General features: G+C 68.5%; 14 protein-coding genes. 6 read left to right on the top strand and 8 right to left on the bottom strand.

Going from position 1 to position 13,463, the window contains the following annotated elements:
- Window positions 1-43 precede the first annotated feature (43 nt).
- The gene (locus AC1DJH_RS24080) at window positions 44-742 is read left to right on the top strand and encodes a phosphatase PAP2 family protein (RefSeq protein WP_478187399.1); all 699 of its coding nucleotides are present in this window, start codon (window positions 44-46) and stop codon (window positions 740-742) included.
- Between the two features lie 39 nt (window positions 743-781).
- Here the strand turns inward: AC1DJH_RS24080 and AC1DJH_RS24075 are convergent, their stop codons facing one another.
- Both AC1DJH_RS24075 and AC1DJH_RS24070 read right to left on the bottom strand, forming a co-directional pair.
- On the bottom strand, window positions 782-1,882 hold the full coding sequence (locus AC1DJH_RS24075) for a GntG family PLP-dependent aldolase (protein WP_472125615.1): 1,101 nt from the start codon (window positions 1,880-1,882) through the stop codon (window positions 782-784).
- Entirely contained in the window at window positions 1,879-2,871 is a 993-nt protein-coding gene (locus AC1DJH_RS24070) for a Bug family tripartite tricarboxylate transporter substrate binding protein (protein ID WP_472125613.1), read from the bottom strand. Before AC1DJH_RS24070 ends, AC1DJH_RS24075 begins: the two co-directional genes overlap by 4 nt.
- 124 nt (window positions 2,872-2,995) lie before the next feature.
- Between AC1DJH_RS24070 and AC1DJH_RS24065 the strand changes: the two genes are divergently transcribed.
- Complete coding sequence (locus AC1DJH_RS24065; RefSeq protein ID WP_478187398.1) at window positions 2,996-3,880, top strand: LysR family transcriptional regulator; 885 nt, start codon at window positions 2,996-2,998, stop codon at window positions 3,878-3,880.
- A gap of 3 nt (window positions 3,881-3,883) precedes the next feature.
- Here the strand turns inward: AC1DJH_RS24065 and lpxO are convergent, their stop codons facing one another.
- From lpxO to AC1DJH_RS24050, 3 genes are all read right to left on the bottom strand, one after another.
- Entirely contained in the window at window positions 3,884-4,780 is an 897-nt protein-coding gene (lpxO, locus tag AC1DJH_RS24060; RefSeq protein WP_472125607.1) for a lipid A hydroxylase LpxO, read from the bottom strand.
- 103 nt (window positions 4,781-4,883) lie between these two features.
- A complete protein-coding gene (locus AC1DJH_RS24055) occupies window positions 4,884-6,311 on the bottom strand; it encodes a sensor histidine kinase (protein WP_472125604.1) in 1,428 nt (475 codons plus the stop codon).
- On the bottom strand, window positions 6,308-6,991 hold the full coding sequence (locus AC1DJH_RS24050) for a response regulator (protein WP_472125601.1): 684 nt from the start codon (window positions 6,989-6,991) through the stop codon (window positions 6,308-6,310). The genes AC1DJH_RS24055 and AC1DJH_RS24050 overlap by 4 nt, the downstream gene beginning before the upstream one ends.
- A 156-nt stretch (window positions 6,992-7,147) precedes the next feature.
- Here AC1DJH_RS24050 and AC1DJH_RS24045 point away from each other — a divergent pair, with 156 nt between their 5' ends.
- Together AC1DJH_RS24045 and AC1DJH_RS24040 are read left to right on the top strand one after the other, a co-directional pair.
- Entirely contained in the window at window positions 7,148-7,630 is a 483-nt protein-coding gene (locus AC1DJH_RS24045; RefSeq protein WP_478187397.1) for an alpha/beta fold hydrolase, read from the top strand.
- 5 nt (window positions 7,631-7,635) lie between these two features.
- On the top strand, window positions 7,636-8,310 hold the full coding sequence (locus AC1DJH_RS24040; RefSeq protein ID WP_478187396.1) for an alpha/beta hydrolase: 675 nt from the start codon (window positions 7,636-7,638) through the stop codon (window positions 8,308-8,310).
- Window positions 8,311-8,366: 56 nt separating this feature from the next.
- On the opposite strand, the gene AC1DJH_RS24035 is transcribed toward AC1DJH_RS24040, so the two are convergent.
- Together AC1DJH_RS24035 and AC1DJH_RS24030 are read right to left on the bottom strand one after the other, a co-directional pair.
- The gene (locus AC1DJH_RS24035; RefSeq protein ID WP_435486010.1) at window positions 8,367-8,768 is read right to left on the bottom strand and encodes an OsmC family protein; all 402 of its coding nucleotides are present in this window, start codon (window positions 8,766-8,768) and stop codon (window positions 8,367-8,369) included.
- 70 nt (window positions 8,769-8,838) lie between these two features.
- On the bottom strand, window positions 8,839-9,306 hold the full coding sequence (locus AC1DJH_RS24030) for a winged helix-turn-helix transcriptional regulator (protein ID WP_472125595.1): 468 nt from the start codon (window positions 9,304-9,306) through the stop codon (window positions 8,839-8,841).
- Window positions 9,307-9,434: 128 nt separating this feature from the next.
- On the opposite strand from AC1DJH_RS24030, the gene AC1DJH_RS24025 reads away from it, so the two are divergent.
- Both AC1DJH_RS24025 and AC1DJH_RS24020 read left to right on the top strand, forming a co-directional pair.
- Complete coding sequence (locus AC1DJH_RS24025; protein WP_478187395.1) at window positions 9,435-10,736, top strand: D-amino acid dehydrogenase; 1,302 nt, start codon at window positions 9,435-9,437, stop codon at window positions 10,734-10,736.
- A 129-nt stretch (window positions 10,737-10,865) separates the two neighbouring features.
- Entirely contained in the window at window positions 10,866-12,116 is a 1,251-nt protein-coding gene (locus AC1DJH_RS24020) for a diguanylate phosphodiesterase (RefSeq protein WP_472125589.1), read from the top strand.
- Between the two features lie 28 nt (window positions 12,117-12,144).
- Here AC1DJH_RS24020 and AC1DJH_RS24015 read toward each other — a convergent pair whose 3' ends face one another.
- Window positions 12,145-13,224, bottom strand: a complete 1,080-nt coding sequence (locus AC1DJH_RS24015; RefSeq protein ID WP_478187394.1) for an aromatic ring-hydroxylating dioxygenase subunit alpha — start codon at window positions 13,222-13,224, stop codon at window positions 12,145-12,147.
- Window positions 13,225-13,463: the final 239 nt, after the last annotated feature.

Raw genomic sequence — 13,463 nt, 5'->3', positions numbered from 1 at the left:
CGCCTAAGCTGGAGCGCCCCCCAACCCTCCGAAAGCAGCACCGGTGAACTCCCGCTCGGCGATTCCCTCTCCCCTGCCCGGCATGCCTTGCGACCCCTGGTACCTGGCGCTGGGCCGGCGCATCGCGACGCTCTGGGTGGTGAAGATGATCGGCACCACGGCCGGCATCTCGGGCTTCTTCTTCGTCTACTTCTGGGTGATGCACAACCCGTTGTGGGCCCCGACGGTGATGCCGCTCACGCCGCTGGACCATTGGGTGGGCGTGAGCGACGACGCGATGCTGCTCTACGGTTCGCTGTGGTTCTACATCTCGCTGGCGCCGGCCTTCGCCAGGGACAAGGCCGAGCTGCGGGCCTGCGCGCGCGACGCCGCGCTGATGGCGGCCGTGGGCCTTGCGGTGTTCTGGCTGTTCCCGACGGTGGTGCCCGCGTTCGATGTCGACTGGGCGCAATACCCGGCGCTGCAGTTCCTCAAGACCGCCGACGCCGGCGGCAACGCCTTCCCGTCGCTGCACGTCGCGTTCGCGTTACTCGCCGCGGTGCAGCTGGGCCGCCAGTTGCGCAGCGTGCGCGCGCCCGCATGGGTGCGCGCAGTGAACCTGCTGTGGGCCGCCGGCATCGTCTATTCGACGCTGGCCACGCGCCAGCATGTGCTGCTCGACGTGCTGGGCGGCGCATTGCTCGCGGGCGCCGTGGGCTGGGCCGGCACCGCGCGCGGCCAGCTGGTGTGGACCGAGGCCTGACGGAGCCCGCGCGTCAGCCGCGCTTCACGCCACTGCCGCTCAGGTTGCCTTCGCGTCCTTCGCGGCCACCGCCGCGAAAGCCTCCAGGGCCAGGTCGACCTCGCGCTCGCCCACATGGCGATGCGTGACGCAGCGCAACCGCTGCCGGCCCCAGGGGCGCACCAGCACGCCCAGGCGGCGCAGCGCCAGCTCCCACTGCGCCGCGTCAAGCCCCGTGGCGCTGACATCGACCTGCACGATGTTCGTCTGCGGCGCGTTGGCGGCAAGCCCGCGGACCTGGCCGATGCCCTGCGCGAGCCGCCGGGCGGCGGCGTGATCGTCGGCAAGCCGCTCCACCATGGAGTTGACCGCCACCAGCCCCGCCGCGGCCACGACGCCCACCTGGCGCTGGCTGCCGCCAAGCATCTTCCTGAGCGACCTGGCGCGCTCGATGGTGCCGGCCGACCCGGCCAGCACGGCCCCCATGGGCGCGCTCAGGCCCTTGGAAAGGCACAGCGACACCGTGTCGGTGAAGGCAGTGATGTCAGCGGCCGGCACACGCAGCGCGACCGCGGCATTCATCAGCCGCGCGCCGTCGAGGTGGACGCTGGCGCCCACGCGCTTCGACGCCTCGAACACGGCCCGCATGTGGGCAAGGGGCAGCACCGCGCCGCCGGCGTTGTTGTGCGAGCTCTCCAGGCACACGACGCCCGTGCGCAGCTTGTAGCGCCCGGGTGCGAGCGCATCGGCGAGCCGGTCCAGGTCCATCGCGCCATCGACGCCGGCAATGCCTTCGTAGAAGGTGCCGGTCAGCGCGCCCGCGCCGCGTTCGGTCACGTAGATGTGCGAGGCCGCCTCTGCCAGCACCAGCTCCTGGCGCCCGGCCTGCGCGAGGATCGCCAGCAGGTTGGCCATGGTCGCGCTGGGCACGTACAGGCCGGCTTCCTTGCCCAGCAAGGTCGCCGCGGCCGCTTCCAGCGCCCGTGCGGTCGGATCGCCGTCGAGCCCGTCGTCGCCCAGCGGGGCGGCTGCGATGCGCTCGTACATGGCCGGCGTGGGCCGCGTCACGGTGTCGCTGCGCAGGTCCACGGGCGGGTGCCCGGCCGAGGCGTCCGCGGTGGTGGTGGAGGTGGAGATGGAGGTGGTGTTGGCTTGCGTCATTCGGCCGTCGCGCCGGACGCTTTCACGACCTCCGCCCACTTCTTGCGCTCGCTGTTCAGGAAGGCATCGAATGCTTCCGGCGTGCCCGTGCGCACGTAGATGCCGCGGGTGGCGAGGTTGGCCCGCACGTCCGGCGCATCGAGCACGCGGTTGATTTCCCGGTTCATGGTCTGCACGACGTTTTCCGGCGTCCTGGCGGGCACCACGACGCCGTAGAGCGTGTAGTACTCGAAGCCCTTGAAGCCGCTTTCAATGAAGGTGGGCACGTCGGGCAGCGACGCGTCCCGGGTGCCCGAGGTCACGGCCAGCGCGCGCAGCTTGCGGTCCTTGATGAGCGGCAGCGCCGACACCAGGGAGGAAATGTAGAAGTCGACCTGCCCGCCCAGCATGTCGGTCATGGCCGGGCCGCCGCCCTTGTAGGGCACGTGCAGCAGGCTGGCGCCCGTGGCAACACGCAGGTTCTCGGCCACCAGGTGGCCCACGGTGCCGTTGCCGGACGACGCATAGGCCAGCTGCTTCTTCTTCGCGCCCGCCAGCAGCGCCGCCAGGCTGTCGAACGGGCTGTTCGCATTCACCACCAGCACCGACACGCCGGTGCCCACCAGCGCGACCGGCGCGAGGTCCTTCACGGGGTCGAAGCTCAGCTTCTTGTAGAGGAACTGGTTGACCGTGAGGTTGCTGGTTTCACCGAGCACCGCGGTGTAGCCGTCCGGCGGCGACTTGGCGCCGAACTCCAGGCCGATGTTGTTGCCGGCGCCGGGCTTCGTGTCGACCACGACCTGCCACTTGGCCTGGTCGCCCAGCTTGGCCGCGAGCAGGCGCGCGACGGCGTCGGTGCCGCCGCCCGGAGGGCTCGGCGAGATGAGGTGGATGGGCCGCTCGGGCACCCACGCGGCGGCGGCATGCGCCTGCCACGCGGTCAGCGCGATGGCGAGCAAGCAGGTCAGCCGTCTGGCGTGCGTGACGGCGTGACGTCGGATGAGGTTCATGGCAGGTGCTTCCAGTCTGGCAGAGGAGTGAATCGATGCGGATCGAGGTGGGAACGAGCCGATCCTAGGCACGCCATAGAATGAGTAAAGCGATATCTACAAATCTCAACTGTGAGTTTTTCTCATGAATCTCACCCTGCTGGTCACGCTGCGAACCATCATCGAGCAGGGCAGCTTCACCGCCGCCGCCGGCGTCGTCGGTTGCAGCCCGAGCGCGGTCAGCCTGCAGGTCAAGCAGCTGGAGCAGTATTTCGGCCAGCCGCTGTTCGACCGCTCGACGCGCGTGATGCTGCCGACGGCCTTCGCCCGCGAGGTGGTGGACGCGGTGGGCGACTTCTCCGACCGGCTGCAGACGCTGCGCTCCCGCCCGGTCGTCGAGGTCGCGGGGCGGGTCAGGGTGGGCGTGATCACCAGCATGCAGAGCGACGTGCTGCCGCAGGCGCTGCATGCGCTGCGCCAACGGCACCCGTCGCTCGACGTCGTCGTGCCGCCGCTGAACGACAGCGACGAACTGATTTCCGAACTGAAGGCGGCGCGGCTCGACGTGGCATTGCTGGTGCGGCCGGAATCCGGCGGCTCGCGCCGGCTGATCTGGCGCGAGCTGCACCGCCAGCCCTACGTGATGCTGGCCCCGCCGAACGCCACCGCAAAGACCGCCAGGCAGCTGCTGGAGGCCCACGATTGGGTGGGGTACGACCTGTCGCTGGCGGGCGGGCGCGTTGCGGCGCGGCATGTGCGCAGCCTGCTGCCGAGCGCACGCTGCGTGATGGAACTGCGCTCGATGGACGCCATCGTCGCCATGGTCGCCCAGGGCCTGGGGGTCTCGGTGGTTCCCCAGCCCAGGCGCCCGCTGGTGCGGGCCTATGCGGTGCGCGAGGTGAACCTCGGCAGCCGCGCGCCGTTCAGGAAGCTTTCCCTGGTCTGGCGAAATTCCGACGAAGGCAGCCGCAACGTCGAGGCGGTGGCGCAGGCGTTCGCGGCTGCATTCGACGCAGCCCGCCCGGCCTGAGCCTTACCAGAAGATCCAGAGCGCCAGGCCACCGAAGATGGCCCATTTCACCAGGTAGTAGGCGCGCTTGTCCCAGGCCTTCAGGCGCTTGCCGACCACGCGGATCTGGTAGATGTACTTGAACGCGCGGTTGATGCCGCCCGTCTTGTCGCCCGCTTCGTTGGGCGAGCTTGCGGCGGCCAGCAGGTTCTTGGCGAACCAGCGGTTCACCGCGCTGGCCCAGCGGTAGCGCAGAGGGCGTTCGATGTCGCAGAACAGGATCACGCGGTCGTGGTCGGTGGTGTTCTCGGCGTAGTGGATGAAGGTTTCGTCGAACACCACGGCCTCGCCGTCGCGCCAGTGGTAGCGCTGGCCGTCCACGTCGATGTAGCAGCCTTCGACGCCGGGCGTCCACAGGCCCAGGTGGTAGCGCAGCGAACCGGCGAAGGGGTCGCGGTGGCGCACCAGGCGGCTGCCCGGGGGCAGCTCGGCGAACATGGCGGCCTTGATGGTGCCGATGCCCTTGAGCAGCTCGGTCGTGCGCGGGCACAACACGGCCGCCGACGGGTGGGCCTCGTCGTACCACTTCAGGTAGAAGCGCTTCCAGCCGCTCTTGAAGAACGAATTGAAGCCTACGTCGTTGAACTGGCTCGAGGCCTTGATGCTGCCGCCGTTGCGCATGGCCAGCGCTTCCTCGCGGATGACTTCCCAGTTCTCCTCGAGGATGCGCATCTCGGGGAACTGCGCGGGCGACAGGTACGGCGTGCCCGGCACCTTCGAGAACAGGTACATGAAGACGTTCAGCGGCGCGAGGAAGGTCGAGTGATCAGAGAGCTGTCTGAAGAACTTGTGCCGCACCTGGCCGCGGAAGTGAACGTAGAGCGCGCTGAGCGCGAAGATGGCAAGAATGACCCACTTCATTGGTGAAAGTGTCCTGTAAACGGCACCCGGAGGCAGCCCGCTAGTGTAAATCGTCGCCCCAAAATGGAGCTGACCGGGTCTTTGAAGGGTATTTCGGCCTTCCTCAGCTGCACAGCAGGGGCAGCGGCGCATCCGCCTCGGCCAGCGGCAGCCGCACGGTGGCCAGCAGCCCACCGCCCGCAGCCTCGCCAAGCACGACCTCCCCGCCATGCCGCTCGACCACCGACTTGACGATGGCCAGCCCCAGCCCGCTGCCGCTCTGCGTCTGTTCCGGATTGCGAAAGAACCGGTCGAACACCCGCTCGCGCAACGGCGCCGGAATGCCCGGCCCCCGGTCGGCCACGGTCAACGACGCGTGCGCCCCCTCGCGGGACACATGCACCACCACCGTTGCGCCCTCAGGGCTGTACTTGATGGCGTTGTCGATGAGGTTGTCGATCATCGAGACCAGGCTCTCGCGCTCGCCCAGCACCGGCGCGCGCTCCTCGCAGACCAGCTCCAGCTCCACATGGCGCGCGCTGGCGAGCCCCTCGATCATCGCGAGCCGGTCCTGCACCAGCGCATCGAGCGACAGCAGCACCGGCAGGCTGTTGTCCGAGACCGCGTCGCTGCGCATCAGCTGCAGCAGCTGCCCCACCAGGCGCGCCGCGCGGTCGTTGCTGCGCAGCAGGTTGCCCATGAGTTCGCGCTGGCCTTCGTCGGTGCTCTGCTCCTTGAGTGCTTCCACGTTCACGCGCATGGCCGCGAGCGGCGTTCGCAGTTCGTGGGCCGCGTCGGCAATCAGGCTGCGTTCGCGCGAGGTGCTGTCGCGCACCCGCTGCAGCAGGCTGTTGATGCTCTGCACCAGCGGCTGCAGCTCCTTGTGCGGCGGCGCGTACGACAACGGCGACAGGTCGGCCGGCCCGCGCTCGGCGGTTTCCTCGGTCACCTGCCGCCAGGGGCGCAGCGCCACGCGCATCGACAGCCATGCGGGAAAGATCAGGAACGGCAGGCTGACCACCAGCGGCAGCAGGTAGTAGCCCCGGTTCATGACGGTCACCGTGAGCCGCCACACGCTGGGCTCGGCCAGCATCACGCGCGTGTCGGTGCTGGGCGAAACCATGGTGCGTGCACGCCATTCACGGCCACCCACCTTCACGGTCTCGATGCGGTTGAGCACGGTGTTGAGGATGACGGGAACGGCGGCCGTGGAGCGGTAGATGAGCTTGTCCTTCTGCCACACCTGCATGACCGGCGAGGTGTCCGATGCCGCGTCGCCGTCGCCCGCGGACTCGAGCAGCGCCAGGTCGAAAGCCGTCAGGGTCTGCTGCTGCCGGTCGGGCCGGTCGGACAGGTTCTGCGCGATCGACAGGACCGACTGGAAGATCTTCTCGTACTTCAGCAGCTCGGGGTCGTCGTAGGAGTCGTACAGCAGCAGCGCGATGGTCATGGTCCACAGCAGCGCGACCACGGCCATCTGCGCCAGCAGCAGGCGCCGCATCAGGGACGGTTGCTTCCAGTGCTTCCAGCGGCGCGACAGCGCCGGCATCATTTCGGCGTGCTCCGCACCAGCGACTGCACGTCGACCACATAGCCGATGCCGCGCACCGTGCGGATGTAGCCCTGCCCGATCTTCCTGCGCAGGTTGGAGATGTGCACCTCGAGCGAGTTGCTGCCGTTGGCCTGCCCGCCGGGCAGCACCTGCTCTTCCATCACGCGGCGCGTGACCACGCGGCCGGTGCGCTTGAGCAGCAGCGCCAGCAGGTCGAATTCGCAGCGCGACAGCTCCACCGGCTCGCCGTCGACGATCACGCCGCGCGTGGGCTCGTGCAGCGCCAGGCCGCGCATGCGGATGGTCTCGTCGTTGAAGCCGTAGCTGCGCCGCGCGAGCGCCCGCACGCGCGACAGCAGTTCGGCCAGCGCGAAGGGCTTGACCAGGTAGTCGTCCGCGCCGTCGTCCAGGCTGCGCAGCCGGTCGTTCAATGCGTCGCGCGCGCTCAGCACCAGCACCGGCAGGATCTGCCTGTCGCGGCGCAGGCGAAACAGCAGGTCGAGCCCGTCGCCGTCGGGCAGGCCGAGGTCGAGCAGCACCATGTCGAAGGTGCCCCCGTCGAGCGTGCGCAGCGCGTCGTCGAGGCGGCGCACCCACACCACGTCCATGCCCTGGTTGACCAGCGCAATGCGCACGCCGTTGCCGAGATCCAGGTCATCCTCAACCAGCAAGAGATTCATGGCGCTCCACGCGAATTAGCCAGCACGGTGCCGGGGGAGGCCGAAGTATCTGCGAAGCACCGGCGGCGCACTTCAGGAAATCTTCATGAAGGGCGCAGGTGTCCTTCAGGGGCGAACCGGACACTGGAACGCCCCCCTCACACACGGAACAACGACGTGAACAGCCCCCTCGCACCCACGCCCCATCACCCCCGGCCGAACCGCTTGCAGACTCGGCGCAGGGACCTCCTGCGCGCCATGGCGATGACCGGCGTTGCCGGGCTCGCCGCCTGCGGCGCAGGGGGCGGAGCAAGTGCGGGAAGCGGCGCGGGCGCGGGCCCCGCGGTCCTGCCCGCGGTGGGCACGGTCTCGGTCACCGACCGTTTCGTGAAGGTCTCGCACATGCCCGAGGTCTCGCACATGCCCGAGGTCTCGCTGCAGGTGCGCGACTGGCAACGCCCGGGCAACACGGGCCCCACCATCGTGCTGCTGGCCGGCCTGGGCGCCAACGCGCGCTACTTCGACAGCCTGGCGCCCGCGCTGGCGGCCGACTCGCGCGTGGTGGCCATCAGCCGGCGCGGCTACGGCCTCTCGGACAAGCCGCTGCCGCTGCGCTCGGCCACGCAGTACTACGACACGGCACGCTCACGTTCGACCTGAAGGCGGTGCTCGACGAACTGGGCCTGCGGCGCGTGGTGCTCGCCGGCCATTCGATCGCCGGCAACGAGCTCACCCGCTTCGCGGGCCGCCACCCCGAGCGCGTGCAAGGCCTCGTCTACCTGGACACCACCTTCTATTACCGGGACGTTCCAGACACGGGCGGAGAAGACCCGCCGGTCAATGCCGCGCTCGACGAACCCGTGCCGAGCGACGCCGACCACAGCTCGCTGCAAGCCGCCGTGGCCTTCAACCGCCGCCTGGTGAAGAACTGGTGGCCCGCGCTCGAAGCCAACCTGCGCGAGGCGCTCGACCTGCGCCCCGACGGCAGCGTGCGGCCCAACACCCCGGACGGCGCCGCCACCGCGATGGACGTGGCCGCCCACAACTTCATGCCCGACTACACCGCGGTGCGCGCGCCCTCGCTGGTGGTCACTGCGTTGCCCGCCACCGCGCGCGACCTGCTGCCATGGCTCGAACAGCCGTTCGACGCCACCACCGAAAAGTACGCGGCGGACCTGCTGCGCGTGATTCGCCGCGTCTACCAGACCAACTCGGACCGCCTGGTCGCCGCCCTGGACACCCCGCACCGGCTGACGCTCGACAACGCCTGCCACGCCGACTTCCTGATGGAGCGCGAGGCCGAGGTGGTGCGCGCGATCCGGTTCATGACCTGGGCCTGACCGCGGCGCGGTTCTGCACGGTGCGCCGCGGTACGTCGGGATGCGGCGCGGCGCGCTCAGTCCGCCCAGCCGGTCTCGATCTCGGTCTTCACCTCGGTCATGAGCTTGTGCACCGGGCACTTGGCCGCCACGCGCAGCAGCTCGTCGCGCTGCGCTTCGGTCAGGTCGCCGGTCACGCGCAGGCCCGACTTCAGGCGGTACACGCCCTTGCGCTCCTCGCGGTCGTCGCGGTCGACCACCACCTCGATGTCTTCCACCGGAATGCCCTTGCGGCGCGCATAGATCAGCACGGTGAGCGCCTTGCAGGCCGCGAGCGACGCGTCGTACAGGTCGTGCGGCTCCGCGCCGCCATCGCTGCCGCCACCGGCCGGCGAGGCATCGACCGGGATTTCGTGGTTGCGGATCTTCAGGGTGTGGCGCGTGCCGGTGGTGCCGTCGCGGCGGATCGAAATGGTCATGCCGGTGTCCTTGGTGGGGCGTGGTGGTGAATCGGGAAAAAGGAAAGCAAGGCAGTGGTGGCGCGGCCGCTCATCGGTCCACCGCCAGCACCAGCGTCTCCTTGATTTCCTCCATGACGACGTAGCTGTGCGACTCGGCCGCCACGGGGAGCTTCTTCAGGATGTCGCCCAGCAGGTGCCGGTACTCGCTCATGCCGCTCAGGCGCGCCTTGACCAGGTAGTCGAAGCTGCCCGACACCAGGTGGCATTCGAGCACCTCGGGCATGTGCAGCAGCTCCTGCTTGACCTTGTCGAACACCTCGCCCGACTTGGCCGAAAGCTTGATTTCCACGAACACCAGCAGCGTCTTGCCCAGCGCCTCGGGCGACACCCGCGCGTGGTAGCCGCTGATGACGCCGTCGCGCTCCATGCGCTTCACACGCTCGGCGCAGGGCGACGCCGACAGGCCGATGTGCTCGGCCAGTTCGGTCATGGACATGCGCCCCTGGCGCTGCAAGACGTCGAGGATCTTGCGGTCGATTCGGTCGAGTTCGGGCATTTCACTTCGCGCAGGGCGTTGGGCGATTTTCGGCAGCGACTTTCACTGCTGAATCTCTAAAAACGATGGAATCCACGGCATTGTGCACTTTAGATTCCATCTATTCCATCTGAATCAGCGAATACACCATGAAAGTCATCGTTCTCGGCGGCGGCGTGATCGGAACCACCACGGCCTACTACCTCGCGCGCTCCGGCGCAGAGGTCACCCTGCTCGACCGGCAGGACGGTCCGGCCGAGGAAACCAGCTTCGGCAATGCCGGCCAGGTCTCGCCCGGCTACTCGACGCCGTGGGCCGCGCCGGGCATTCCGCTGAAGGCGATCAAGTGGATGTTCAAGAAGCACGCGCCGCTGTCCATCCGCCCCGACGGCACGCTGTTCCAGCTGCGCTGGATGGCCGCCATGCTGCGCAACTGCTCGCCCGAGGCCTATGCGGTGAACAAGGAACGCATGATGCGCGTGGCCGAATACAGCCGCGGCTGCCTGCAGCAGCTGCGCGCCGACACCGGCCTGCAGTACGAGCAGCGCACCGGCGGCACCCTGCAGCTGTTCCGCACGCAGGCGCAGCTCGACGCGGTGCAGCGCGACATCGCGGTGCTCGAGGAATGCGGCGTGCCCTATGAACTGCTCGACCGCGACGCGCTCGCCGGCGTCGAGCCCGCGCTGGCCGGCGCGCGCGACCGCCTCACGGGCGGCCTGCGCCTGCCCAACGACGAGACCGGCGACTGCCACCTGTTCACGCGCGGGCTGGCCGAGATCGCGCGCGGCCTGGGCGTGGACTTCCGCTTCGGCCAGACCATCGACGGCCTGGAAACCGACGGCGGCCGCATCACCGGCGTGCGCACCACCGCCGGCAAGGTGCTCACTGCAGACCGCTATGTGATGGCCTTCGGCAGCTACTCGCGCGCCGCCGTCGCCTCGCTGGGCCTCGACATTCCGGTGTACCCGGTCAAGGGCTACTCGCTGACCGTGCCGCTGCTGGACGAATCGCTCGCGCCGCAGTCCACCGTGCTCGACGAGACGTACAAGGTGGCGGTCACGCGCTTCGACAACCGCATCCGCGTGGGCGGCATGGCCGAGCTCGGCGGCTTCGACCTGCGCCTGAACCCCGCGCGCCGCGCCACGCTCGAAAAGGTGGTGAGCGACCTGTTCCCCGGCGGCGACCTGCCGCGCGCCACCTTCTGGACCGGCCTGCGCCCGATGACGCCCGACAGCACGCCCATCGTCGGCGGCACGCGCTACACCAACCTGTTCCTCAACACCGGCCACGGCACGCTGGGCTGGACCATGGCCTGCGGTTCCGGGAAACTGATTTCGGACATGGTGATGGGACAGCGCCCGGAGATCCGCACGGACGGGCTCGCGATGGACCGTTATGAGCAGGGCTCGTCGCGCGCAACGCGCCCCAGCACCGCTGCCGCACCGGCCTGAAGCACCGGCCTGAAGCACCTGCCGAAGGCGTAGGGACGCCGTCACGGCACATCGGCCTACAGGATCGCCGCGACATCGCGGTTGCGCCGTCGGTTTCCGCCGCTACCCTCGAGGGGACGGATCCAACTGATGCAACCCCTCATTCACATCGCCTACGCGAGCAAAGCGACGCAAGCCTTCGACCCCCGCGCCTTGGCGCAGCTGATGCAGCGCGCCAGCAGCGCCAATGAACGCCTCGGGCTCACGGGCTTTCTTCTCTACGACAACCGCCATTTCTTTCAGCTGCTGGAAGGTCCGCCGGCCGTTGTCGACCAGACGTTCCGCAAGATCGTCGCCGACGAGCGGCATGGCGAGATCGTCTGCATCCTGAACGAGCCCCTTGCCGCGCGCCAGTTCGACGAGTGGTCCATGTCGTTCATGGCCATGACGCCGGGCGAGCTCGGCGCCATCGACGGACTGCAGGACGTCTTCGACGCAGACGCCACGTTCCTGCGATTGAATGCGGCGCAGGCACGCCGGGTGATTGCCGCCTTAGCCGACGGACGGTGGCGGCAGAACATCGTCGGGCGCGCATCGCAAAGCAGGGCGGCCGTCACCGGCGCGGCCGCCGCCGCCGACGCCCCGAACGTTCGCGCGCCTGCATCGGCGGCCTGGGCGTCGGCGTACGGCCGCAGCTACGCCTATCAGCCGATCGTCGACACGGTGGCCCGAAAGGTCGTGTCCTATGAGGCCCTCGTTCGCGGAGCCCGTGGCGAATCGGCGTTCCAGGTTCTGGGGGCGGTGCCTGCCGCGCAGCTCCACGGCTTCGACGCCGAAGGCCGCATCGAAGCCATCGCGCAAGCGGCCCGCCTGGGAATCGACTGCGACCTGAACCTGAACTTCATGCCGCAGAGCGCCGTCGCGTCCCCGCGCGTTCTGGACAGCACCCTGGCCGCGGCCCAGCGATGCGGCATGGCGCTCGACCGCCTCGTCATCGAGATCACGGAGACCGAGGCCATTCAGGACCATCGCAGCTTCTCGGAGTCGATCGACGTGTACCGGCGCCAGGGGTTGAAGGTGGCCATCGACGACTTCGGGGCCGGTTACTCGGGGCTGAATCTGCTCGCCGAATTCCAGCCCGACCAGATCAAGGTGGACATCGCCCTGATGCGCGAGATTCAGGTCAGCGGGCCGCGCCAGTCGATCGTGCGGGCCATCGTCGGCCTGTGCCGCGAGCTGCGCATCGACGTGATCGCCGAAGGCATCGAGTCGACGGACCAGTTGCGCTGGCTGGAAGACGAAGGCGTGCGCCTGTTCCAGGGCTACCTCTTTGCGAAGCCGGGCTTCGAGTGCCTGCCGATGCCTGCGTTTCCCGAGCACCGCCAGATGCAGGCGCCCTAGCCCTAGACCGAGACCCGGGCACAGACCCTTACGCGGCCTTCGCAACGGGAATGACCGCGCCCATGCCGCGGTGAACCTCCGCCTCCCCGTGCCTGGCGAGCAGCTGCATCAGGTGCTTGCGGATCAGCATGCCCGGCCGGTCCGACTCCATCGAATACTCCACGCCGCGCCGACGCGTGTCGACCAGCGCGTCGGGGTCGGTCGATTCGAGAATGTCCTTGTCCTCGCGCGTCACCGCATCGTCGAAGTCGATCAGCATCTGGGCCGCGCAGTCGGCCTCGGTGTCGTTGCGGAACAGCCATTGGCACAGCTGCATGCGCCCGTCGTCAATGGGCGTGAAGCAGTTGATGATGATGTGGCGCACCCCGCTCGGGTATTCGATGTCGAGCCGGCGCGAGAACGGCAGGAAGTAGGCGTTGCGCATGTGGCGCGTGGTGATTGGGTCGGTCACGCCGCTGATCGCATGAAACTTCTCAGGGTTGGTCGCCTCGATGACCGTCTCCGCGTAGAAACCCGACTCGTTTTCCACCAGCTCGTACTTGCTCGGCTTCGGGCTCGCGGCCACGCCGAAAGTAGCGCGGTGCACGAAGCTGAAGTGCGAGTTGTCGAAGGAGTTTTCCAGCGCGCGCATCGGGCTGGTCTGCCACTCCTCATAGAACTGGAAGATGGTGCGGTAGCCCGGGTCGTCGAACTCGGGAATCGCTGGAATGTCGGCAATGGGTTCTTCCAGCGCCACCCATGCGTAGCCATAGCGCGCGGTGCAGCGGTAGGCCGTGGTCTTGTAGTCGGGCGAGATCGTGCGCTCGGGCTCGTACTGCGGAATGCGGATGACCTGGCCGCTGCGGTCGTAGGTCCAGCCGTGGTAGCCGCACTGGATGGCGCCGGTGCCGCAGGCCTGGCCTTCGCTGTCCACGCACCAGCCCTTCGAGAGCTTCGCGGTGCGGTGGCAGCAGCGGTCGCGCAAGGCAGCCGGCTGGCCGCTGGCGTCGATGAAGAGAACGATGTCCTCGCCCAGCAGCCTGAAAGGCTTGGGGCCATGGGCCAGTTCGGTGAGCGGCATGACGGCATGCCAGAACTTGCGGAAGACGGGTTGTTGGGTAACGAGCATGCGCGGACTCCTTCTGTGGTCGTGTGGGAACGAACTGAAAGAGCAATTTCCTGCCGGGGGGTGCGGGGAGGGGACACCGCGCGGCTGAACGCTTCTACTCTGCGCAACCTGCCATGCAAATTGCGAGCCCGGATTGTGACGCGCCTGCGCCACCGCCTCAAGCCCCGGCCACAAAGCCCGAGCAAAACCGGTTGGCATCGCCCTTGGCATGCGTCGTGCATCACCGGCCGCAAGAGTAG

Source organism: Variovorax sp. 10N412, from assembly GCF_056394985.1.
Note: the sequence above shows the minus strand (reverse complement) of the source record. Positions and strands in the feature narration are given on the sequence as shown.